The 20,811-nt window shown below is 61.0% G+C and carries 21 protein-coding genes and 1 tRNA gene; 5 read left to right on the top strand and 17 right to left on the bottom strand.

Annotated elements, in window-relative coordinates; all coding sequences use genetic code 11:
* The 11 genes from KIT02_RS15505 to KIT02_RS15455 all read right to left on the bottom strand — a co-directional run bounded on the left by KIT02_RS15505 (window position 1) and on the right by KIT02_RS15455 (window position 13,382).
* Window positions 1–2,202 (bottom strand): glycoside hydrolase family 2 TIM barrel-domain containing protein, encoded by a 2,202-nt coding sequence (locus tag KIT02_RS15505; RefSeq protein WP_297579616.1) that lies wholly within the window; start codon window positions 2,200–2,202, stop codon window positions 1–3.
* Between the two features lie 8 nt (window positions 2,203–2,210).
* The gene (locus KIT02_RS15500; RefSeq protein WP_297579613.1) at window positions 2,211–3,029 is read right to left on the bottom strand and encodes a carbohydrate ABC transporter permease; all 819 of its coding nucleotides are present in this window, start codon (window positions 3,027–3,029) and stop codon (window positions 2,211–2,213) included.
* Window positions 3,026–3,856, bottom strand: a complete 831-nt coding sequence (locus KIT02_RS15495; protein WP_297585358.1) for a sugar ABC transporter permease — start codon at window positions 3,854–3,856, stop codon at window positions 3,026–3,028. The genes KIT02_RS15500 and KIT02_RS15495 overlap by 4 nt, the downstream gene beginning before the upstream one ends.
* Window positions 3,857–4,039: 183 nt before the next feature.
* Window positions 4,040–5,314 (bottom strand): extracellular solute-binding protein, encoded by a 1,275-nt coding sequence (locus KIT02_RS15490; RefSeq protein ID WP_297579610.1) that lies wholly within the window; start codon window positions 5,312–5,314, stop codon window positions 4,040–4,042.
* Between the two features lie 102 nt (window positions 5,315–5,416).
* The gene (locus tag KIT02_RS15485) at window positions 5,417–6,409 is read right to left on the bottom strand and encodes a LacI family DNA-binding transcriptional regulator (RefSeq protein ID WP_297579607.1); all 993 of its coding nucleotides are present in this window, start codon (window positions 6,407–6,409) and stop codon (window positions 5,417–5,419) included.
* A gap of 43 nt (window positions 6,410–6,452) precedes the next feature.
* Window positions 6,453–7,463 carry an ABC transporter ATP-binding protein gene (locus tag KIT02_RS15480; RefSeq protein WP_297579604.1) on the bottom strand — a complete coding sequence of 337 codons (1,011 nt, stop codon included), beginning with the start codon at window positions 7,461–7,463 and terminating at the stop codon, window positions 6,453–6,455.
* Window positions 7,445–8,416, bottom strand: coding sequence for an ABC transporter ATP-binding protein (locus KIT02_RS15475; RefSeq protein ID WP_297579601.1), 972 nt, complete (start codon window positions 8,414–8,416; stop codon window positions 7,445–7,447). Before KIT02_RS15475 ends, KIT02_RS15480 begins: the two co-directional genes overlap by 19 nt.
* Window positions 8,406–9,443: an ABC transporter permease gene (locus tag KIT02_RS15470; protein ID WP_297579598.1), complete on the bottom strand. Its 1,038-nt coding sequence runs from the start codon at window positions 9,441–9,443 to the stop codon at window positions 8,406–8,408. The genes KIT02_RS15475 and KIT02_RS15470 overlap by 11 nt, the downstream gene beginning before the upstream one ends.
* 3 nt (window positions 9,444–9,446) lie before the next feature.
* A complete protein-coding gene (locus KIT02_RS15465) occupies window positions 9,447–10,421 on the bottom strand; it encodes an ABC transporter permease (protein WP_297579595.1) in 975 nt (324 codons plus the stop codon).
* A gap of 127 nt (window positions 10,422–10,548) precedes the next feature.
* Window positions 10,549–12,246: an ABC transporter substrate-binding protein gene (locus tag KIT02_RS15460; RefSeq protein WP_297579593.1), complete on the bottom strand. Its 1,698-nt coding sequence runs from the start codon at window positions 12,244–12,246 to the stop codon at window positions 10,549–10,551.
* 113 nt (window positions 12,247–12,359) lie between these two features.
* The gene (locus KIT02_RS15455; RefSeq protein WP_297579590.1) at window positions 12,360–13,382 is read right to left on the bottom strand and encodes a LacI family DNA-binding transcriptional regulator; all 1,023 of its coding nucleotides are present in this window, start codon (window positions 13,380–13,382) and stop codon (window positions 12,360–12,362) included.
* 312 nt (window positions 13,383–13,694) lie between these two features.
* Here KIT02_RS15455 and KIT02_RS15450 point away from each other — a divergent pair.
* Window positions 13,695–13,768 (top strand) — tRNA-Gly (locus tag KIT02_RS15450).
* Here the strand turns inward: KIT02_RS15450 and KIT02_RS15445 are convergent.
* A complete protein-coding gene (locus tag KIT02_RS15445; RefSeq protein WP_297579587.1) occupies window positions 13,734–14,771 on the bottom strand; it encodes a glycosyltransferase in 1,038 nt (345 codons plus the stop codon). The genes KIT02_RS15450 and KIT02_RS15445 overlap by 35 nt on opposite strands.
* Before the next feature lie 172 nt (window positions 14,772–14,943).
* Here KIT02_RS15445 and KIT02_RS15440 point away from each other — a divergent pair, with 172 nt between their 5' ends.
* Window positions 14,944–15,462, top strand: coding sequence for a hypothetical protein (locus tag KIT02_RS15440; protein ID WP_297579584.1), 519 nt, complete (start codon window positions 14,944–14,946; stop codon window positions 15,460–15,462).
* 195 nt (window positions 15,463–15,657) lie between these two features.
* On the opposite strand, the gene KIT02_RS15435 is transcribed toward KIT02_RS15440, so the two are convergent.
* Entirely contained in the window at window positions 15,658–15,882 is a 225-nt protein-coding gene (locus KIT02_RS15435) for a helix-turn-helix transcriptional regulator (RefSeq protein WP_297579581.1), read from the bottom strand.
* A 109-nt stretch (window positions 15,883–15,991) separates the two neighbouring features.
* Here KIT02_RS15435 and KIT02_RS15430 point away from each other — a divergent pair, with 109 nt between their 5' ends.
* The 3 genes from KIT02_RS15430 (at window position 15,992) to KIT02_RS15420 (ending at window position 18,024) form a co-directional block, all read left to right on the top strand.
* The gene (locus KIT02_RS15430) at window positions 15,992–16,948 is read left to right on the top strand and encodes an IS1595 family transposase (protein WP_297579579.1); all 957 of its coding nucleotides are present in this window, start codon (window positions 15,992–15,994) and stop codon (window positions 16,946–16,948) included.
* 225 nt (window positions 16,949–17,173) lie between these two features.
* Window positions 17,174–17,362 (top strand): hypothetical protein, encoded by a 189-nt coding sequence (locus KIT02_RS15425; protein WP_297579576.1) that lies wholly within the window; start codon window positions 17,174–17,176, stop codon window positions 17,360–17,362.
* Window positions 17,363–17,418: 56 nt separating this feature from the next.
* Window positions 17,419–18,024: a hypothetical protein gene (locus KIT02_RS15420; protein WP_297579573.1), complete on the top strand. Its 606-nt coding sequence runs from the start codon at window positions 17,419–17,421 to the stop codon at window positions 18,022–18,024.
* Window position 18,025: 1 nt separating this feature from the next.
* On the opposite strand, the gene KIT02_RS15415 is transcribed toward KIT02_RS15420, so the two are convergent.
* From KIT02_RS15415 to KIT02_RS15400, 4 genes are all read right to left on the bottom strand, one after another.
* On the bottom strand, window positions 18,026–18,457 hold the full coding sequence (locus KIT02_RS15415) for a hypothetical protein (protein WP_297579570.1): 432 nt from the start codon (window positions 18,455–18,457) through the stop codon (window positions 18,026–18,028).
* A 42-nt stretch (window positions 18,458–18,499) separates the two neighbouring features.
* Window positions 18,500–19,300 carry a hypothetical protein gene (locus KIT02_RS15410; RefSeq protein ID WP_297579566.1) on the bottom strand — a complete coding sequence of 267 codons (801 nt, stop codon included), beginning with the start codon at window positions 19,298–19,300 and terminating at the stop codon, window positions 18,500–18,502.
* Window positions 19,301–19,308: 8 nt separating this feature from the next.
* Entirely contained in the window at window positions 19,309–19,956 is a 648-nt protein-coding gene (locus KIT02_RS15405; protein WP_297579563.1) for an acyl-homoserine-lactone synthase, read from the bottom strand.
* A gap of 102 nt (window positions 19,957–20,058) precedes the next feature.
* A complete protein-coding gene (locus KIT02_RS15400; RefSeq protein WP_297579559.1) occupies window positions 20,059–20,763 on the bottom strand; it encodes an autoinducer binding domain-containing protein in 705 nt (234 codons plus the stop codon).
* Window positions 20,764–20,811 lie beyond the last annotated feature (48 nt).

Below are 20,811 nucleotides of genomic sequence, written 5' to 3'. Positions count from 1 at the left end.
TCAGCTTGCAGACAGGGTTGTGACAGCGCGGCCAAGCCGCTCGCTGGTGACGGTAACAGTGATGGGCCCGGCCCCGGTCGAGCGCAGCCAGAAGCCGGTCGAACCGGCGCGCAATGGCACTAGCGCCGGCCCCAGCCGCTCGGCGGCACCGGACACTTCGATGGCCACCGGCTCCGGGAAAAAGGGCAGTTTCCGACCCGATTGATCGAGCGCCCGGATCATGACGCGGACGGTGTCTCCATCGGCGGCAATTTCGGTGCTGTCCGGGTCGACCTCAAGGGAGGTGGCGATGGGATCGGAAATGAACTTTTCGCTCCTGACCGCCTTGCCGCCGATATAGCCGGTGATGACCGCATCCTCCCAGGACATGCCCCACAGACCGAGTTCTTCCTCGGTCAGGTCTTCCCGCCGGATGACGACAGGGGCATGGGGCAGGTGCGGAAAGCTCTTGCGGTCCGGGCGGAAGCGCTTGGCGCCGTTCTTGCCATAGACCAGTTCCACCTCGTCGCAATTGGTAAGCACGATCAGCGGCAGGACGCCTCCGATATTGCGTTCACCGCGCGCCCAGAAGGTCACGGGTTTCAGAACCACCTCATCGGCAGGATCGCACTGGCTGGTATAGGCAAAGGCCGCGAATTTGGGCTCGCGGAACATGTCCATGACCCCGTGGTGACAGATGCGGTCACCGGAACCGAAATCCTTGTGGGTGTTGTAGTCAAAGGCGCACCAGCCGATGCAGCCGGCGATCTGCGGATCGCCATAGGCGGCGTTGAGCACTTCTAGGTGGCGCAGCACATGCTCGGCCTGACGCTGTTCCTGATCCCAGCTCTTGGTGGGATACATGTGGCCACCATATTCGGTGATCATATAGGGCACGACCTTGGAGAGGCCGGTCACTTCCTGCTGCGGCCGGAGCGGCGTGCGCGGGCGATTGCCGCCCAGTTCCTCATTGCCGAGAATGAAGTCGTTCATGGTGTAAACGTCTTCGAGCAGTTCGCTATCGGTGATGAAGCGAACGCCGCCCGTCGGACGGGTCGTGTCGAGCTCATGCGCCAGGGCATTGGTGCGCACGTAAAAATCGTGATCGTCCTGGCTTTCGTTGATGCGCACGCCCCAGATGACGATGGCGGGATGGTTCCAGTCCCGGGTGATCATGCGGCGGACATTTTCCACCGCCTCATCTTTCCAGGCCGCCCCGCCGATATGCTGCCAGCCGGGGATTTCCTCGAACACCAGAAGGCCGAGCTCGTCGCAGCGGTCGAGAAAATAGTGGCTCTGCGGATAGTGCGAGGTGCGCACCATGTTGAGCTTGAGCTCATGCTTGAGGATTTCGGCATCCCGCACCTGCGCCGACTTGCCCATGGCATAGCCGCTATAGGGGAAGGACTGGTGCCGGTTGAGGCCACGAAGCTTGAGCGGCCGGCCGTTGAGGCGGAACCCTTCGATGGTGAACTCAGCCGTACGGAACCCGAACCGGAAACTGGCCCGGTCCTCGCCGTGTGGACCATCCAGGGTGATATCGAGCGTATAGAGCGCCGGATTGTCGATATCCCAAAGCGCGATGTCCGTCAGCTGGTCGAACCGGACCGCAACGCTCTCGCCGGCAATCGCGGCTTCAGTGGCAGCGATGGGCTTGCCGGCGCCGTCCTTGAGCACGGCCTTCAGCGATCCGGCCAGTTGCAGCCCACGCGGATTGGCCAGCTCGATCCGGGCGCTGACCGACTTGCTGTCCGAAAGGGCATCGGGGGTTTCGATCTTGGCATTGCCGACAAAGACCGGTGCAGTGACGCGCAACCAGGCCTCGCGATAGATGCCGGCATAGGTCAGGTAGTCGATCTGGCCGCCAAATGGCGGAATCTCGGGATTCTCGCTGCCATCGATCACGACCGACAGGATGTTTTCGCCCGGCTTGAGTTTGTCCGTCAGGCGCGCCTCGAAAGGCGTGTAGCCGTCCTTGTGGGCCACCAGAAGTTCGCCATTGAGGCTAACCTTGGCATTGGCCATGGCGCCATCAAACACCACCGCGATTTCCTGACCTTGCCAGGCGGGGTCCGCGGCAAAGCGCTTTTCGTAGGTAAAGGGCCGCTGATAGGCCTTTTCGTCGAAATAGCTGAAGGGCAGGTCCACCGCATTGTGCGGCAGACGCACGCTCTCCTTGCCTTCGAACAGCCAGCCGGAATTGAAGTCGATCAGGGGACGCATAGAAAACTCTATTTGACGGCGCCCAGCATGCCTTGGACGAACTGGCGCTGGAGCAGGAAGAAGATGATGAGCGTTGGCAGGGTGGCAAAGATCGACCCGACCATGACCACCGCAAAATCGGGCGAGTAACCCTGGCTGAGTGTCGCAACCACCAATGGCAGGGTCTTCATGTCATTGGTCTGCAACACGATCAGCGGCCAAAGGTAATTGTTCCAGTGGCTCATGAACACGATGATGGTCGCCGCGGCATAGGTCGAGCGCATGACCGGCATATAGACGTAGAGAAAGATCTGCCATTCCTTGAGCCCGTCGATCCGGGCCGCGTCGCGCAGTTCATGCGGGAAGGCCTTTGTCGCCTGCCGGAAGTAGAACACGATGAAGATGGACGCCACCGAGGGCAGGATGATGGCCTGGTAGGTGTTCATCAGCTTGAGGTTCGCCATCAGGATGAAGAGCGGGATCATCAGGGCGGCAAAGGGGATGGACAGCATCAGCAGCAGGCCGCCGAACAGCTTTTCGCGAAACCGGCTGCGGAACATCTCGAAGCCATAGCCGGCGAGGGATGACACGAGCAGCGTCAGGATGGTGCCAACGCCGGCGATGAAGATGGAGTTGAAGAACACGCGCGGCATGTCGGCGGAGGCGAAGAACACTTCGATATTGCGCCACAGCGCATCCCCGAAGGTGGACTTGCCGCGGATCAGGTCGGCATTGGTATTGGTCGATCCGATGATCATCCAGAAGAAGGGAAAGACTGAAACGAAGGCGGCAAGGCTGAGCGCCAGATAGGTCGCGGTCCGGCCAATGAGGGCGAGGGGATTGCTCATGCGCGGCGATCCCTTGCGGCCAGGAACTGCAGGAAGCTCAGGATCGCAACCAGCACCACGATGACGTAGGACACCGTGGCCGCATAGCCGAAGCTGGGCATGAAGCGGAAGCTGAGATTGTAGATATACATCGACAGCGTCAGCGTGGAATCTGATGGACCGCCCGAGGTCAGCAGGTTCGGCTCGTCGAAGAGCTGCAGCGTGCCGATCGTGGAAATCACGGCGGTGAACAGGATCACCGGTTTCAGCATCGGGACCGTAATGTACCAGAAGCGCGCCCAGGCCGGGACGCCGTCGATCTTGGCCGCCTCATAGATCGACTTGTCGATGTTCTGCATGGCGGCGAGATAGAAGATCATGTTGTAGCCGGTCCAGCGCCAGGTAATGGCGGAGATGACCACCACCTTGGCCCAGAACGGGTCGGCCAGCCACGGAATGGGCGAGGAGATGACGTGCAGGCCCAGCAGCATCTGGTTGATGACGCCGTCGGACGCGAACATGGACTTGAAGGTCACCGAATAGGCGACCAGCGAAGTGACGCAGGGCAGAAAGATCGCCGTGCGGAAAATGCCGCGACCCCAGATATTGGGATTGTTGAGCGCATTGGCGAACAGCAGGGCCAGGACCAGCATGATCGGAACCTGCACCGCCAGGAAGATCAGCGTATTGGTCAGGGCCCGGATAAAGATCGGGTCTTGTGTCAGGCGGATGATGTTGGTCAGGCCGCCAAAACTGAACTGCATGCCCCGCCCGACCTGGAAACTCATCCAGAGCGACCAGATGATCGGATAGATCATGAAGATGCCGAGAAGCACCAGGGCGGGCATGACAAATGCCCAGCCGTTGATCCGCTCGTTCCGCGCCAATTGCGATACCGCCACGCGATCCTCCCTCTGCGGCCCTGATCAAGTCCCCATCACCGCATGGCCGAACCCGGTTGCGATGACCCCCGCCACCGGCGAGGGTCTCGGGGAGTCCGGGGACGGCAGGCCGCCCCCGGGATACCGATGTTACTGGGTCTGCTGGCGGACCTGGGCGTCGATCTGGGCGATGATCTCGTCCACATTGCCGCCGCCGGTGATGGCCGGGATCTGGGCCACGACGGCCGAGTCCGCTTCTTCGGTGAAGATGCCGTAGTTGACCGGCGGAATTTCGGCCAGCCATGCGGAGAAGTTCTGCCAGACCGGGGTGCCGCCGAAGAACTCGTCCGAGGCCTGGTAGGCCTCGCCATCACGAGCCGCCAGAAGCGAGCCGAGGGCGCCCTGGTTCACCAGGATTTTCTGGTAGAAGTCGACATCCTGACCCCAGATCGTGGCGAGGAAGTCGATGGCAGTGTCCTTCTCGGGTGCCGAGGACAGCACATACCAGCTCGACCCGCCCAGGTTCGACGCATTGACCGAGGTTTCCACGTCGCCGAGGCGCGGCACCGGGGCGACGGCCCACATGCCGGACTGATCGGGATTGGCCTTGATGGTGGCGGTCATCCACACGCCGGTCGGGGTGGCCAGCGTGTCGCCGGAGGTGAAGCTGCCGGTATATTCGGTCCAGCCGGCGACCGGCTTGGTGATCCCGGCGGTCAGCAGGCGCTGGTAGGTCTCGATCGTGCTCTTGAAGGCCGGGTTGTCGGCGATGGTCACGTTGCCGCTGGCATCGAAATACCAGGTGCCGGCGGACTGCATCATGATGCGGAACAGATCGGAAGCGTTCGGGTCGATCGGCAGCAGGGTATCGCCGGTCTTTTCCTTGACCGCCTTGCCGATTTCGATGAGCTGATCCCAGGTGATGTTTTCGAGATCGGCGGCGCTGTAGCCGGCTTCCTCAAGCTTGTCGGCCCGGTAGAAGAGCCCGGTCACGCCGGAGTCGAAGGGCATGGAATAGGTCTGCCCGTCGACAGTGGACACTTCCACCTTGTAGGGGGCGAAGGCCGAGTAATCGATCTTGTCGGTCAGCGGCTCGAAGGCGCCGGGGAAGGACAGCAGGTACTTCTGGGCGCGGTAGTCTTCGACCAGCACGATGTCGGGCAGACCTTCGGTCGTACCCGAAGCGAGCTGGGCCTGCAGCTTCTGCTCCATGGCCGCCTTGTCGAAGACCTGGATATCGATGGTCGCGTCAGGGTGCGCGGCCTGATAGCGCGAAAATGCCTCTTCCATGGTGGCGCCATTGAAGTTGGGATCCCAGCACCAGACGGTGATCTGGGCCGCGGAAGCGGCAGTTACGCTGAACATGGAGATGCCGGCCAGAGCAACGGCCAGCGAACGCTTCATGCCATTTGAAAAGCGAGTCATTGAAATTCCTCCCATATGGGTGTTTCCTCATCACCCTGAGCGCAGCCTAGTATGACTTTTGGGCGCAAGCAAGAATTTCAGTAAATTTTTACTACGCCGTTTTCACCGTGCTTCCGAGGCGAGCGGAGCGCGCGTACTTTCCCGCCAAACAATGCGCGAGGCCAGGGTGATTTGCTTGGCCAGTTCGCGCCCTGCAGCCCGCTCGAGCAGCATTTCCACCGCGGTCTCGCCGATCTCCTCGGCGGGCAGATGCACGGTGGTGAGTGGCGGATTGAGAAACTGGGCCACGGAATTGTCGTTGAAGCTCGCCACGCTGACGTCGCCCGGAATGGACAGCCCCATCTCGGCGGCGGCGCGATAGACCCCGATCGCCATGGAATCGTTGAAGGTGACGATGACTTCGGGCGGGCGGTCTTCCGAGAGGATTTCGCGCGCCAGATTGTAGCCGCCCTGCTCGGTCTTGCCGCCGGAGCGGAAAAGCCGGTCGTCGAACCAGCCTGCCTTGGTCAGCCATTCCACGAAGGCCTGGGCACGGCGGTCATAGACGCCGATATAGGCCATGCGGCGATAACCGAGATCGGCCAGCGACTGCAACAGCCGCTCCATGGCCACACGCAGATCGGCCTGGACGCTATCGACCTGCTCGTCGAAGGCGACAAAGTCGGCCATGACCAGGTGACGCGAGTGACGCTGCAACCAGTCAATACCGTCATCGTCCTGCCGGCCGATGGCGATCACCCCCGACGCGCCCTGCAACAGTCCGGCATCGGGTTTTGAATCGGTCTGATAGACCTTGACCGTCTCGATCTTGAGGGCGGCGCAACGGCTCTCGATGCCAAGGCGCAAGGCGACATAGTAGGGGTCGGCCAGTTCCTGTTCGGGCCGCTGGAAATGCACCAGGGCCAGTTTCGACAGGCCCTGTTGATGGGCCCTGTTGCGGTTGCGCGGCGTTGCATAATTCATCGCCTCGGCCGTCTCGATGATCGCCTGGCGCTTGCGCTTGGAGATCGACAGCGTCGCGTCGTAGTTGAGCACGCGCGACACCGTGGCGTTGGAAACGCCCACGGCCGCTGCGATTTCTTTGATCGTAACCATGCAGATACGCTAGCGCCGGACTGCGGAGGCGGTCAATCCGGGATCACAGACTGTGGCATCGCACCATGTGGCCGGCGCCGAGTTGGGTGGGCTCGGGCATGGTTTCGCTGCAGACGGCGCTGGCCTTGGGGCAGCGGGAAACGAAGGGGCAGCCCCGGCTATTGCGGGTCCAGAGCGGAATATCGACCGCCCGGCGGGCCCGTCCGGTGGCAATCTTGCGCGCCGGATTGGGCACCGACTCGATCAGCAATTGCGTATAGGGGTGGCGCGGATTGTCGGTGATGTCCTGGCTGGGGCCCTGCTCGACCAGGTGGCCGGCATACATCACCGCCGTCTCCTCGGCGAAATAGCGCGCCGTGGCGATGTCGTGGGTAATGTAAAGGGCCGCCAGTTGCCGCTGCTGCTTGAGGTCCTCGAGCAGATTGAGAATACCCAGCCGTACCGAAACATCGAGCATCGAGGTGGGCTCATCAGCCAGCAGCACTTCGGGCTGTACCGACAGCGCCCGGGCAATGGCCACGCGCTGGCGCTGGCCGCCGGAGAGCTCGTGCGGGCGGCGCTTGAGGTAATCCGCCGCCGGCTTGAGGCCAACGCTTTCGAGCAGGCCCAGCATTTCGGCCTCGATCTGCTTTCCCTTTAGGTCGGGCCGGTGCAGGCGGATCGGCCGCTCCAGGTGATAACCGATGCTCTGGGTCGGATTGAGCGACCCAAAGGGATCCTGGAACACCATCTGCACTTCCGAGCGGTAGCGCTGCAGCCTTGCACCGTGAAAGCCGCCCGTATCCTCGCCGCGAAAGCGGATGGCGCCGGCGCTCGGCTCATAGGCGCGGGCCAGCATCCGTGCGCAGGTGGATTTGCCCGAACCGGATTCACCGACCAGCGCCAGCGCCCTGCCCCGCACCAGTTTGAGCGAGACGCCGGAAAGCGCCCTGAGAAATGTCTGATTGAGAAAAGCCCCGCCAAGGACGAATTCCTTGTCGACATTGTCCATTTCGATGATGGGCGCGTCGGTGGCCGGTGCGGGCGGCGACGCCTCTAGTTCAGCAAGTGACATGCGGCCTCGCTTCGATGTTCGGGGTAGTAGCGCAGTTCGGGATCAGTCTTGCGGCACAGATCCATGGCGTGCGGACAGCGGGGCGCAAACCGGCAACCCTGAGGCAGGTCACGCAGGTCGGGCGGCGTGCCGGCAATGCCTTCGAGCCGCTGCCGTGGCCCGGTGAGTGGCGGAAAACTATTGCCCAGGGCGCGCGTATAGGGATGCAGCGGGTGGGTCAGAATAGACTCGGCTGGCGCTACCTCGACCAGTTCCCCGGAATACATAACCCCGATCCGGTCGCAGAACTCGATCATCAGCCCCAGGTCATGGGTAATGAACAGGACCGAAAAACCCATGCGGTTCTTGAGCTCGACAATCTGCTCGATGATGTCGCGCTGCACCACCACGTCCAGCGCGGTAGTCGGCTCGTCCATGATGATCAGCTTGGGGTTGAGGGCCAGGGCGATGGCGATGCAGATGCGCTGGCGCATGCCACCCGAGAACTGATGGGGAAAATCGTCGAGCCGCGAGGGTGGGATGCCAACCAGTTCGAACAGGCTCACAGCGCGGGCACGGGCGCCGTCCTTGCCCAGCGTGGGTTCATGGGTCTCGATGACGTCCATGATCTGCTCGCTCACCGGAATGACCGGATTGAGCGCGTTCATGGCCGACTGGAAGACAAAGCTGACCTCGTTCCAGCGATAGGCTTTGAGCCGCGCCTTGTCGAACTTGAGCACGTCCTCGCCATTGAGCCGCACCTGGCCGCCGGAAACGAGCCCGGGCAGGCGCGTGAGCCGCGCCAAGGCAAAGGCGACCGTGGATTTGCCACACCCGCTCTCCCCTGCCAGGCCAAACGCTTCGCCCTCGCGGATTTCGAAGTCGATGCCGTTGACGGCGCGGGCGACTGAGTTTTCGCCGACATAGTCGACCGTGAGGTTGCGCACCTCGATCATGGCGCGATCAGAAGACATCGGCGCTTCTCCCCCGGCGCTTGAGGAACCGTCTGATGCGGCCGATGCCGCGAGAGGCCTTGAGCTGTGGATTGGTAATTTCATCGACGGCGAAGTTGACCATGACCAGCGCGGCGCCGGTCAGCATGATGGCGATTGCCGGCGGCCAGATTTCCCACCAGGCGCCGGTCTGCAGGGCCATGTTGTTCTGCGCCCAATAGAGCATTGTGCCCCAGGTCACCGCATTGGGATCACCCAGACCGATAAAGCTGAGCGCGGCCTCTGCCAGGATGGCGGCGATCGTGCCCAGCACCAGCCCGCCCATAAAGAAGCTCAGCATATTGGGAAAAATCTCCTTGAGGATGATGCGCCACTTCTTTTCACCCATGAGCTCCGCCGAGAGCACGAATTCTCGGGTGCGCAGGGACAGCGTCTGCGTCCTGATGGTGCGCGCCGGCCAACCCCAGCCGGTCAGGGCCAGGACAATGCCGATGACAAGGGGCCCCGCACTTTCCACCAGGCTTGCGATGACGATGATGAGCGGCAGGCCCGGCAGGACCAGCACCACATTGACGAAAAAGGTCAGGATGTCATCGACCCGGCCGCCGAAATAACCGGCCGAAATGCCGATGGCCAGGCCGATGGCGGCGGCGGCAATGCCAGCGCCAAAGCCGACAGCGAGGCTGATGCGACCGCCATAGGCGACCTGGGTGAAGACGTCCTTGCCCATGCGGGTAGTACCCAACACATGCTCGTAACCGGGCGCCACATGCGGTTTGCCTGCCCGCCGATGGGGATTGTAGTCACTGAACATGGGCGCCAGGATCGAAAACAGGATCATGCCGAGCAGGATGATGACCCCTGCCATGCCCTTGGGATTGGTCACAAAGGCCGCCAGAGACGGCGACAGTTTGCTGGTCCAGCCCGGTTTGGGCCGGATGCGCAATTCCTGCATCAGTTCGGCCTGGCTCGGCGCGGCACTGGCCAGCGCCGCTTCATCGAGACGGTCCAGCATCGAGCCGGATGTGGTCTGGGTGATGTCAGCCATGGGTCAGCCCTTTCTCAAGCGCGGATCGAGAATGACATTGGCAATGTCGGAGAGGAAATTGGCGACCAGAACCGACATGGTGAGCAGCAGCAACTGCGCCTGGATGAAGGAATAGTCGCGGCTTTCGATGGCCGTGACAGTGAACTTGCCAAGGCCGGGATAGTTGAACACCTGCTCGGTCACCAGGGCCCCGCCGAGCAGGAAACCGACCGACAGTGCCAGCGAAGTAATCTGCGGCAGGATGGCATTGCGGGCCACATAGCGGTAGCGCACGCGGCGGTCGCTCAGGCCCTTGGCGCGCGCCAGGATCACGAAATCCTCGTTGAGCAGATTGATCATCACATTGCGCATGCCCAGGTGCCAGCCGCCAAAGCTGACAATCAGGATGGAGAGCACCGGCAGGGTGGCGTGGTAGAGCACGTTGCCGACAAATTGCAGGTTCCAGCCCGGCATCAGGCCGGTGGAATGGGCCCGGCCCAGTGGAAACCACTGCAATTGCAGCGAAAAGGCATAGAACAGCAGCAAGGCCACCACTGCCGGGGTGAAGGCGTTGAGCATAACATTGATCGGCGTAAAGACGCTGTCAAAGAAGCCGCCGCGGTTCCAGGCGGCGTGGATGCCCATCATTGTGCCGATGAGGAAGGCAAGGGTGATGGCTATGCCCACGAGGACGAGAGTCCAGGTGGCGCCATAAAAGAGCAGCGACGAAGTGGGCTCGGGGAACTGGACCGTCGAGATGCCGAAATCCATGCGCAGCACCTGCCCGACATAGCCGACATACTGCTCCCACAGGGATCCTGTCGTCCCATAGGAGGCGCGGATGGCCTCGACCTGGGCCTCGTTGAGGCGACCCTGGAACGAGGCGATGATCCGCGCCGACGGATCACCGGGCATGATGCGCGGAATGAAGAAATTGAGCGTCACCGCAACGAAGAACGCAGCCAGATAGAAGGCGACGCGCCGCAGGATATATAACATCGGTCCAATCCTCGAATGGCCGGGCGGGGCCGGGAGAAGAGCCCCGCCACGACCCCTGATTGTCCGGAACCATGGGTCCCGGACAATGTGGGCATCTCCCCGCCCCGGGCGGGGAGCAACGCGTGGGTCAGCGGCTGATCGGCTTCAGCGAGAGAGCGTGGATCACGCGCTCACGCGTGCCCTCGAACACGACCGGACGCACATAGGGGTTTTCTTCGGTGACCCAGCCTTCGAAATTCCGGGTGGAATATTCGTACCAGGTGGGGTTGGCGAAGAGCCCGATGATCGGCAGGTTTTCGGCCACGGCGATGTGGATCGCCGTCATCTGTTCCTGCTGGGCGTCGCGGTCTGCAGTGCTGCGGAAGGCCTGGAGGGCTTCCTCGACTTCGGGCAGGCGCATCTGGTGCATGGCCTGATAGTCGACGCGGCCGGCTTCCATGTTGCGCGGATTGAACATGGGATTGTAGGTGTTGTACGGCGTCGGCCCGCCATTGGTCCACATGATGTAGCTGTCGAAATCGCCGGTGCGGGCCTTATCGTTCCAGGCACCCTGGTCCATGGTCCGGACGACGGCATTGACGCCGACATCCTGCAGGTTTTCCGAGATCGTCTGGCCCGAATTGATCCAGTCGGTCCAGCCATTGGGAATGTTGATCTCGAACGCGATCGGCGTCCCATCCGGATTGTCGCGGAACCCGTCGCCATCAGCATCCACAAAACCGGCAGCATCGAGCAGTTCCATAGCGCGGTCCGGATCGTACTGCATCAGCCAGGTGTACGGCTCCAGCGCAGCTTCATCGAGCCATGTCGCATAGGCCTCGCCCGTGCCCACCGGGAAGCGGGTATGGGTGGTGAGGCCGAATGTCGAGATATCCACCAGCGTATCGCGGTCGATCGCGACCGAGAGCGCCTTGCGGAACTCGAGGTCGTTGAACGGGGCCTTTGTGGTGTTGATCTGCAGGTTCACATCGCCGCCGGCGGGCAGCCAGTAGTTATTGAACTCACTCTGCGGGGTGAAGGTGATTTCGGGATCGGTCAGACCGGTGCCGAGCCAGTCCACTTCGCCTGCGGACATTGCGGCAATGATCTGTTCGTTGCCGTTGAGCTGCAGGAAGCGCAGGCAATCGATGGCATTTTCCTCGTTGTAGCGGCTGGTTTCGTTGCGGCAGAGTTCGACCGAGGAGCGCGAGAAGTTTTCGATTTCCGTCCAGGGGCCGGTAGCGACCGGGTCGATGTTGGCGAAGTTCTTCGGGTCCTCAATTTCGGCCCAGATGTGCTCTGGAAGCGGATAAATGCCGCCCAGTGCATAGCGCGCCAGGGCGTCGGGGTGCTTGAGATTGAACTTGACCGTGTAGTCGTCGATCTTTTCAGCGCTCACCACCGTGCCCGTGTCGGTTTCTTCGACATAGACGTCGATGCCCATCGGGTAATCGACATTGGCCTTGGCGTATTCGAAGGTGAACACCACGTCGTCGGCGTTGAAATCCTCGCCGTCGTTCCACTTGACGCCTTCGCGCAGTGTGTAGGTGATCGACATCAGGTCTTCGGCAATCTCGAAAGACGTCGCGAGCGCCGGGAAGTCCTCTTCCGGGTTCCAGATATTGTCGATCCACAGCGGTTCATAGGCGAAGTCGCGGACCATCTGCTGGGGTCCGGTCGGATTGTTGGGATTGAAGTTTTCGATCAGCGCGTCGCTGTCGATCGGATGCAGGGTCAGCACCACCCTGTCGTCCTGCGCCATGGCAGGCGCGGACAGCGCCAGTGCGGCCACGCCCACTGTCGCCATGGCGAGGCTTTTCAGGGTCTTCATCTTCTTGTTGTCCACGTTAAACTCCTCCTTGTGGATGAATGTGAGAACGATCCCATATCGTTGTGGACTCGTCCTCCTGACGGCACGATGACTGGAGGGAACTCCTCACCCTCCTAAGCACCAGTGTTCTAAGCGCCCTCCCTATGCATGGCCGGTGCGGCGACGCTGGACCGCACGACCAGTTCGGTATTGACCACCGTTTTGAGGCGGTCGGTTTCCGGCTCCGCCAGCAGCGTGAGCAGCAGATTGCCGGCAGCTTCGCCGAGCGCATCCATGCACTGGCGCACCGTTGTCAGCGGAGGCCACATGTGCTGGGCATGAAAGGCATCGTCAAAGCCGATGACGGAAATGTCGTCGGGCACCCGCACGCCCCGCTCGCGCAGCGCCAGCAGCACGCCGCCGGCGATATCGTCGTCTCCGGCACAAATCGCGGTGAACGCGCGGTCCTCGTCCAGGAGTTCGAGCGTTGCTGCGTATCCGAACCTCTGGTGAAATTCACCGGCGACGACATGGATGTCCGACATGTCCATGCCGTATTCGGCCAGCGCCGCGATCATGCCGTCGCGGCGGGCAATGGTGTCACCGAACTCGGCCTGACCGGAGAGATAGACGATTTGCCGATGATCCCGTTCGAGCAGGTGGCGCATGGCCGCGCGCGCGCCGCCATAATTGTCGAGCATGACCTGACCGCGCGAGACGGGGCTGGGCTTGTGGCCGATCGAGACGACCGGGACATCGGCGCGGCGCAACATTTCGGCCACGTCGTTCCGCATGGGATGTTCGAGATAAAGGATGAGCCCGTCGCAGGACCGATCGATCAACTCGATGATGGCACGCGCTTCCTCGTCCTGGTCGGCAAAGCCGGAAGACACCATCAGGGACTTGCCGGCCGGCCGGATGGCGCGCTGCACGCCATAGGTCATGTTGGCAAAATAGGGCGTACCGACGTCAACGAATACGGCGCCGATGACATTGGACCGGTTGGAGCGCAGAGCCTGGGCCAGGGTATTGGGCCGATAGCCCAGTTCGGCAATCGCGGCCTCGATGGCCTTGCGATTGGCTTCCGAAACATATCCGTTTCCCGCCACCACCCTGGAGACGGTGGAGCGAGAGACGCCCGCGCGTTTGGATACGTCCGTAATGGTCGCCATGCCGGATCCGGTTCCTCCCGTCGGCCTCTTATGGGACCGATCCCACATATGATGAAATCGATTTCAGGCAGCTGTCAAGCGGTAGACGCCCCGCCAGCAAAAACGTGAAGAGACCTTGGCCGGGAGCGAGATTTCTCTATTTATTTCCGTGGCTTGTAGAGAACCGCGCTCAATATGCACGCGACCCCCGCAGGGGCCGCGAAATAATTTTCCTTCTCAGGCAGCGAGCTGAGGTAGGTACGGCAGGCACGGCCACCATTCCGGGCCACCTTGACGCCTGCGCGGAAATCCAGCATCTATCTCGGCGCCTCGGCGGGTGTAGCTCAATGGTAGAGCAGAAGCTTCCCAAGCTTACGACGAGGGTTCGATTCCCTTCACCCGCTCCATCCCCTTCCTGTCGACACTCACCTGATGCGGCGTCTTGTGCCAGTGGAAGGGATTGTGCGCGAACTCAAACAGGGCGCGCAGCGTCGCCCAGCCGATGAGCAGCCAATAGACCGGCAGCAACAATTGGTAGCGCAGCAGCGCCAATTGGCCCGTGCGGCGAAGGCCAAGGATCGTGTGAATGAACGCGACTCCATAGCCGAAGGCGAGCACGACACCGCAGGCGGCCGACCAGACGCCGAAGGCGGGCAGCAGGGGAATTTCGAGCGCCAGTTTGATGCCCATGCAGACGAGGAACCCGGCATGGAGCACAGGCGAGAAGATCATGCCGATGACCACGATCTGGAACAGCAGTGTGCGCATCCAGCCGAGATCCGCCACCAGTTCGGGAAAGCGGCGATTGTGGACCACCATGGTCTGGATCCAACCCTTCATCCAGCGCGTGCGCTGCCGCATCCAGACATTGAGATCGCGCGGCGCATCCTCCCAGGTCACCGCCGGACACACCATGGTACGACACTTCATGCGCGCCAGCCGCACCCCCAGATCGGCGTCCTCGGTGACATTGTAGGAATCCCAGCCGCCGATCTCGCGCAGTGTATCGAGCCTGAAATGGTTCGATGTGCCGCCCAGGGGGGCCACCAGGTTCCAGTCCGCCAGCGCCGGCAGCCATACCGTGAACAGGGCCGCATATTCTCCGGCAAATAGAGCCGGTAGGCAGCCCTTGTGACCATTGGTGATCAACAGCCGCGCCTGCACGCACTCCACCTGAGGGTTGGACCGGAAACACGCCACGGCCTGGCGCAGATGTTCGGGTTCCGGGCGGTCCTCGGCATCGAAGACCACCAGAAGTTCTCCCCGGCAGAGGGGTAGCGCGTAATTGAGCGCCTTGGGCTTGGTTCGCGGCAGACAGTCGGGCACCGATACAAGGGAAAAGCGCATGTCGCCCAGATGACGCTCGAAGGCGCGCAGCGTCGCTGCGGACTTTCGCTCGACCACGAACATGATGTCGAGCCGCTCCGGCGGATAATTCCGGTATTATGTAGCAGTCACACCTAACCCAAACGAACTTTATACCCCCTCTTTGTTCCCATTCTGTTCAAATGGGAGCGGTTGGGGTTGACTTTGGGTAAGTTGCGGATCAAATGGGATCACTCAAATTGCTAAGGTGAGTCCCATGAGCCCGAAAGAGCGAGCCGTTCAAACAGCCATTGCGACCATTGAAAAGGCTGTGCGCAAAGCTTTGGATGCAGCGCTGCCGCAAGTCATGGCCGACCTGTTCGATGCTGGTGGCGCTGCGTACGCAGCCGCCTTGCAGCAAGCCATGCACTCGATGTCCACGCCCTTGCATCCCGTTCTCCCGGTTAGCCCTCCAGAGACGCAAACGCCTGGAGCGCCGGGCAAAGATGGACGCGCTCCGCGTGGCTCAATCCGAAGGGCAGTGCTGACAGTGCTGCTACCCAAGCCTGACGGCCTTACTGCGTCGGAAGTTGTGACGCAGGCTCAAGAGATCGACCCGTCAATCAGCGCTGGCGGCATTCATAACGAACTCAACCGCCAGAAGGGGATGATTTATATCAATGAGGATGGGCGTTGGCGTGTGCCGCCCGAGCTAAAACTCGGCGGCGACTATTACGACCTCAACGAATTACGGAATCCTGAAAAGGATAGGGCGACGGAGCCTCGCGAGCTTTGACCGTCGCCCTGAACACAACCACGGAGAACGCTTATGCGCCCGCCATAGCCTGATTAACCCGGCTCCGCCCTTGCGGGCGGGGCCATCCCCTTGCGGGGGCGGTGTGGTACTGGCTGCGGCTTTCCACCCAGCGGCCAGCGGGTTCGACTCCCGTCGCCTCCACCAATAGCTCCCTAGCAAAAACTAGGGATTCCGTCAAACCGGCTCGTCTCTAGACGGGCCGGTCAATCCGCTTTCCTGAAAGCCGATTCCGCGCGCTGTGAGCGCGCCAACCATGGCGGTCAGGTTGTTCCCAATGGGCGTTCTGCGCCCCTTCTCAAAGTCCCGCACCGTGGAAAGTGAAACCTTTGCCGCGTCGGCAAGCTCCGACTGCGACAGGTCCAACCATCCGCGAGCGGCACGGCATTGTTCTGGCGTCATGCAATGACACTTAGCGACCTAACGTTTTTGCGTCAACCCCAACGAAAAGTGTTGACCTCGCTCATTTCAACTAATATGAATGAGGTCAACGAAAATCGTTGGCCCGGAAATGACGCAACACTTTCTTCTAACATCGGCTGCAAGGACGCTCTCGCTAGCGACCGTTGCCCGTATGTCGGATGAAAAGGCCCATGAAACCTTCCGTCATATCCGTTGGGCTGAGAACAACGGCGAGGCAGTTTGCCCCCGTTGCGGTAGCGTCGAGTGCTACACGTTCAAGGCTCGCAAGATATGGAAGTGCAAGGGCTGCAACCATCAGTTCTCGGTAACGTCCGGCACGATCTTCGCCAACCGCAAGCTCGCTATCCGGGACTACCTGCTGGCCATTGCGATCTTCGTCAACGGCGCTAAGGGCTATGCGGCGCTCCACCTGAGCCGTGACCTCAACGTTCAGTACAAGACGGCCTTCGTTCTTGCGCACAAGCTCCGCGAGGCTCTTGAGGCTGAGCAGAACACGACAGAAAGCCTGTCCGGTCATGTCGCCGTTGATGGCGCTTACTTCGGCGGCCACGTCCGCCCGGCCAACCGCAAAGAGGATCGTGTTGACCGTCGCCTTGCCCGCAACCAGACCGGCAAGCGCATGGTCGTGGTTGCTGCCCGCGAACGCGACGGCAATACGCTCACCCAGGTATTCAAGCGCGAAGGCGACGGCGTTGCGTTCGTCGCCAGCCGCATCAGCCCCGATGCCACTGTCTATGCCGACGAAGCCGCTCATTGGGACGTGCTACACGCCAAGTTCCTGACCAAGCGGATCAACCATCAGGAAAGCTATTCGGAAGAAGGCGTTCATACCAATCAAGCCGAGAGCTTCTTCTCGCGTCTCCGTCGCGCTGAGATTGGCACCCACCACCATATCAGCGGCAAGTACCTACACGCCTACGCAGCCGAAATGGCTTGGCGCGAGGATAACCGTCGCATCAGCAACGGGCATCAGTACCTTGCGACGGCCCGCGCATCCCTCACCCATCCGGTTAGCCGCAATTGGGCTGGCTATTGGCAGCGCTGATAGTGGGAAATTTACCCCAAGGGGGAACTTTCAATGCGCTACCCCTTTACGACCATATGAATGGCCCGTTAAGGTGCCGCTAACCTGAACTAGCGCAGACTAAGGGTTGACACTGGCTTATTTCGCCGATATGGGCCCCGCGTCTTGATATAGACATGATGCATGGGCATATATCGCATGGTGACAAGCCCACTGTCTGCAACAACCTTTGAAGGAGGGAGCATAATGACGACTCTTATAGAGCGCGCCGCCGACCTGCTGTTCCCTGCGGGGGAACAGCGGACGCGCAACGTAAAGTTCTTTTGCGGCGGCGAAGACAACATCTCTGCAGTCGAACTTGCAGAGCAAATCGTGCGGGCGGAATCTCAGATTCGCGCAGGTTCTGCACGTCTCGTTGAGAGCATCGACCGCTAGTCATTGACACGGTTTCGCATTTATGAGATCGGCGATCCAAGGAGGATTGCCGATCTATGCTTTTCCGCGATCTCTACAAAATTGTTGAACAGGAGTTCACGGAAGCACCTGTGAGCTTCGATTTCCTACGCTCTACGGTCAACAAAGGACACGCGGGCGTCGGCGAAATCAAAATCTGGGCGATAACATATCCGGTCCCCAATCATCAGGCGCATTACGTCCTACTCTATACCGATCGTACTAGTGGGTACGATGACGAATTCGACGTTGCCGAAATCCGATATTGCGATGCTTTGGATGGCGACCCTTTCGAGCGCCGCTACGCGCTTACGAAAGAATTGATGCACGTCTTTGACACCGACGCTGAAAAGACGGATACCCGAGAAAAATTCATCAAGCTCCTCAAAGAAATACAGAACCAGCCTCTCGCTGCTCACGCGAGCGCTATGTTCAATTCAGAATTGGACACGCGATGGATGGCCGCGATCATCCTTTGCCCCAAATATTTGCGGGATAAATACTATCCCGATTATTGGGCAAATAAGATTGAGGATTTCGAGCTCTCCGAGATTTTCCAAATCCCGGAGTGGGTTATTGGGTTTATCATGGATGACTACTATGATGAGGCATTCGAACTTCTTATGAAAAAGGGCGTTGCGTAGGTTATCCAGACGGCGGTAGGGCCCACAACACCACATTGCTCACCTTACCCGCCCGCTCTACGCCCGCGCCTCGCTTCGCCTGCATGGTAAGCGCCTGAACAATCCGAAGCGCTACAGCCGTACGCAAATAGCGGTCATCACCATCCAGCCCCTTATGCTGGATCACCCATGCCGCAAGCTCCCGCGTATTCATCGGGCCACTGGCCAACGCCTCTTTGCATAGCGTGGCCAGTTCACGCCGCCGGAACAGCGCATTGACGTTCATGTAGGACGGCTGGCCGTTTTCGCGTGGCGCTTCAAACAGCGTCATGGTTGCGCGGACATGGGCCAGGTCCGCACGAGCCCGGTCTATGTCGCGCTCGGCCTTGGCAATGAATGCCTCTAGCTGGTTAGCCTTGGCTCTGAGGGTATTGATAACTTGAGGGTCTGACATGGGAATATCATACCCCAACGCTATTCGTTGGCCTTGGCCTTTTTAGGTGTGACTGCTACATAATACCGGATAATTCAATCGCCGCAGGGACTGGCAGATCTGGTCCACCATATTGGCTTCGTCGTGCATGGGAACGAGAATGGTGTAGTGCGGCAGCTCGGCATCGGCGATATCCGATGGCGGCCCCTCGTGTTTCGGCGCGGGCTCCAACAGGGCCTGCATCCGTACCAGGGACGGGGTCACGACCAGGACAGCCCAGACCGGCATGAGCCAATAGAGTTCAATCAGCGGCGCCAACACCATGAGCATGGCAAAGGCGAACAGGCATAGGGCGACGCACCAGCGCAGGGTGCGCGTCAGTTCCAGTTGAGCCACCGCGCCCGGCCAGCGCCGCGCCAGCCGCTGCCGGGCCTCATCGAGAAGCTGGTCTTCGGTGGCCGTGAGCAGGAATGCGCGCAAGGCACGCGGCGGAACCAGGCATATCCGATTGGCCAGATCGGGGTCGGCATGTCGCGCCCGGGCGAGGCGCAGGACGCCATAGAAGTCGGGGGCGGCATAACCGAGCCGGTGATGCGGCGGTGCCGGGCGGACCATGCGGATATCATGGAGATGATCCACGATTTCGGGACGAAACGCCTCCGCCAGATCATGGGGAATGGCGTCGTGAAACGCGAGCCCCGCATGGAGCGCAGCGCGGCGCATCACTTCGGCCTCATCCACGCCGAAGCGCATGGCGCACCAGTGCAGCGGGTCGACCTCGGCGCACAGGGCCTCGTGCAACACCTGGTCGGCGTTTTGCGCGCTGCCCAACACGGCCGTGATCAATGCCACCGCCTGCTGCATGGCCTGGCCTAGTGAACTGGTGGATGCTCGGCGCCGGGCGCCATGCAGCGATGGCCCAGGACCAGAATGCGCTGCATGCCGGTCGCCTTGCGGACATTGTAAAGGGCCGCTTCCGACACCTCGATCCAGGCCGCAATCGTCGGTTTGCCGTCGATCATGGCGGGCGGGCCAAGCGGGGTGATCTTCCAGCCCACGCTGGTGCCATGCTCCAGCATGTAGATGGACGAAACAAAGGTGATATAGGCCAGCCCCTCACACAGGGCATGTTCCATCACCGCGCAGAAAAGGGCTGCAGACTCGGGAGTGCGCCGCCGGCCCTGGCGTCGATCGGGCCGCACGTAAAAGCGCGTCCAATCAGCCCCAAGCCAAGGTGCAGCGGGGAGATTTCCGAGCACAAGTCCGTTAAATACAGTCTGCAGCAAGTTCGGTCGGTCGAGCGGGGTCAGCCGCGACCCGCCAACCAGAATGCTCTGGCTGGTAATCAGGATATGGGTGGCGTCGTCATTGTCGAAGGCATCGACATCGCGACTATCGGGGCGGCGCAGGGCTTCCCAGCCCTGCTGGTCAACGAAGACCCGGTGCCGCATCCGGTAGTGCTCTTCCAGCAGCGCCTGTCCCGCCGCGTCGGCGGGTGTGCGCAAGATATGAACCAGCATCCGGCCTGCCCCCCAAGCCACTCCATGTGCGGGCTAGCTAGACACGGGCGGGACCCGGGGCGAAATTGGTAGAAATCACAAGTTGTCTCAAATGTGAGACAATCAAAGCCTGATGAGTTTGTGCCGGATGGCCTCGACCACGGTGTGCAGGCGATTGCTGGTGCCCAGCCGCTTCTGGGCATTCTCGCAGTGCTGGTTGATGGTGCGGACCGTGAGGCCCGTAATATCGGCAATGTCGGATGCGGTCTTGCCCCCGGCGGCCCATTTGAGAATTTCGGCCTCGCGCGCGGTAATGGCCCGCCGCCTGCCGCCCTCGGGGATTGTGGTGTTGAGAAAGCGCATCCGCCCATGGGCGTAGAGCGCCAGCATGTGCAGTTCCAGCCGGGTCTTTTCGGTCAGGTCAGGCTGGCCGCCGACCAGCGAAACCACGCCCTGCATGCCCCCCTCCATGTGCACGGGCACACAAAAGCCCTCATGCATCCCGAAGTCGCGAGCCTCCTCCATCACCCGGCGTGCCGGCAGGTCCGCTTCGGCATCATAGGGTGCATCGGCCCATTCAAACGGCAAAGCCGTCGAGAAACAGTGGCGTGCCACCGGATCAAGATGCACATAGCCGAGGCCCGTATAGCGGTCGAACCATTCCGCATTCCATCCGGACAACAGCACAAAGGGCCGCACGTCCTGGCCGCGATCTGGAAGTCCGGAAATGATAAATTTCTCAAAGCCATAGGATTGTATGGCCCCGTTCATGATGTCGAGAATGACATCTGCCCGCGTCTGGCTCTGCAGGTTTTCAATTGTCGACATCAAGTCGGCATTCATCAGAGTGCCCCCGCCTCTGGTGCATTTTGTACG

It is taken from the genome of Devosia sp. (assembly GCF_025809055.1).
In the GTDB taxonomy this organism is placed as follows: domain Bacteria; phylum Pseudomonadota; class Alphaproteobacteria; order Rhizobiales; family Devosiaceae; genus Devosia.
Note: the sequence above shows the minus strand (reverse complement) of the source record. Positions and strands in the feature narration are given on the sequence as shown.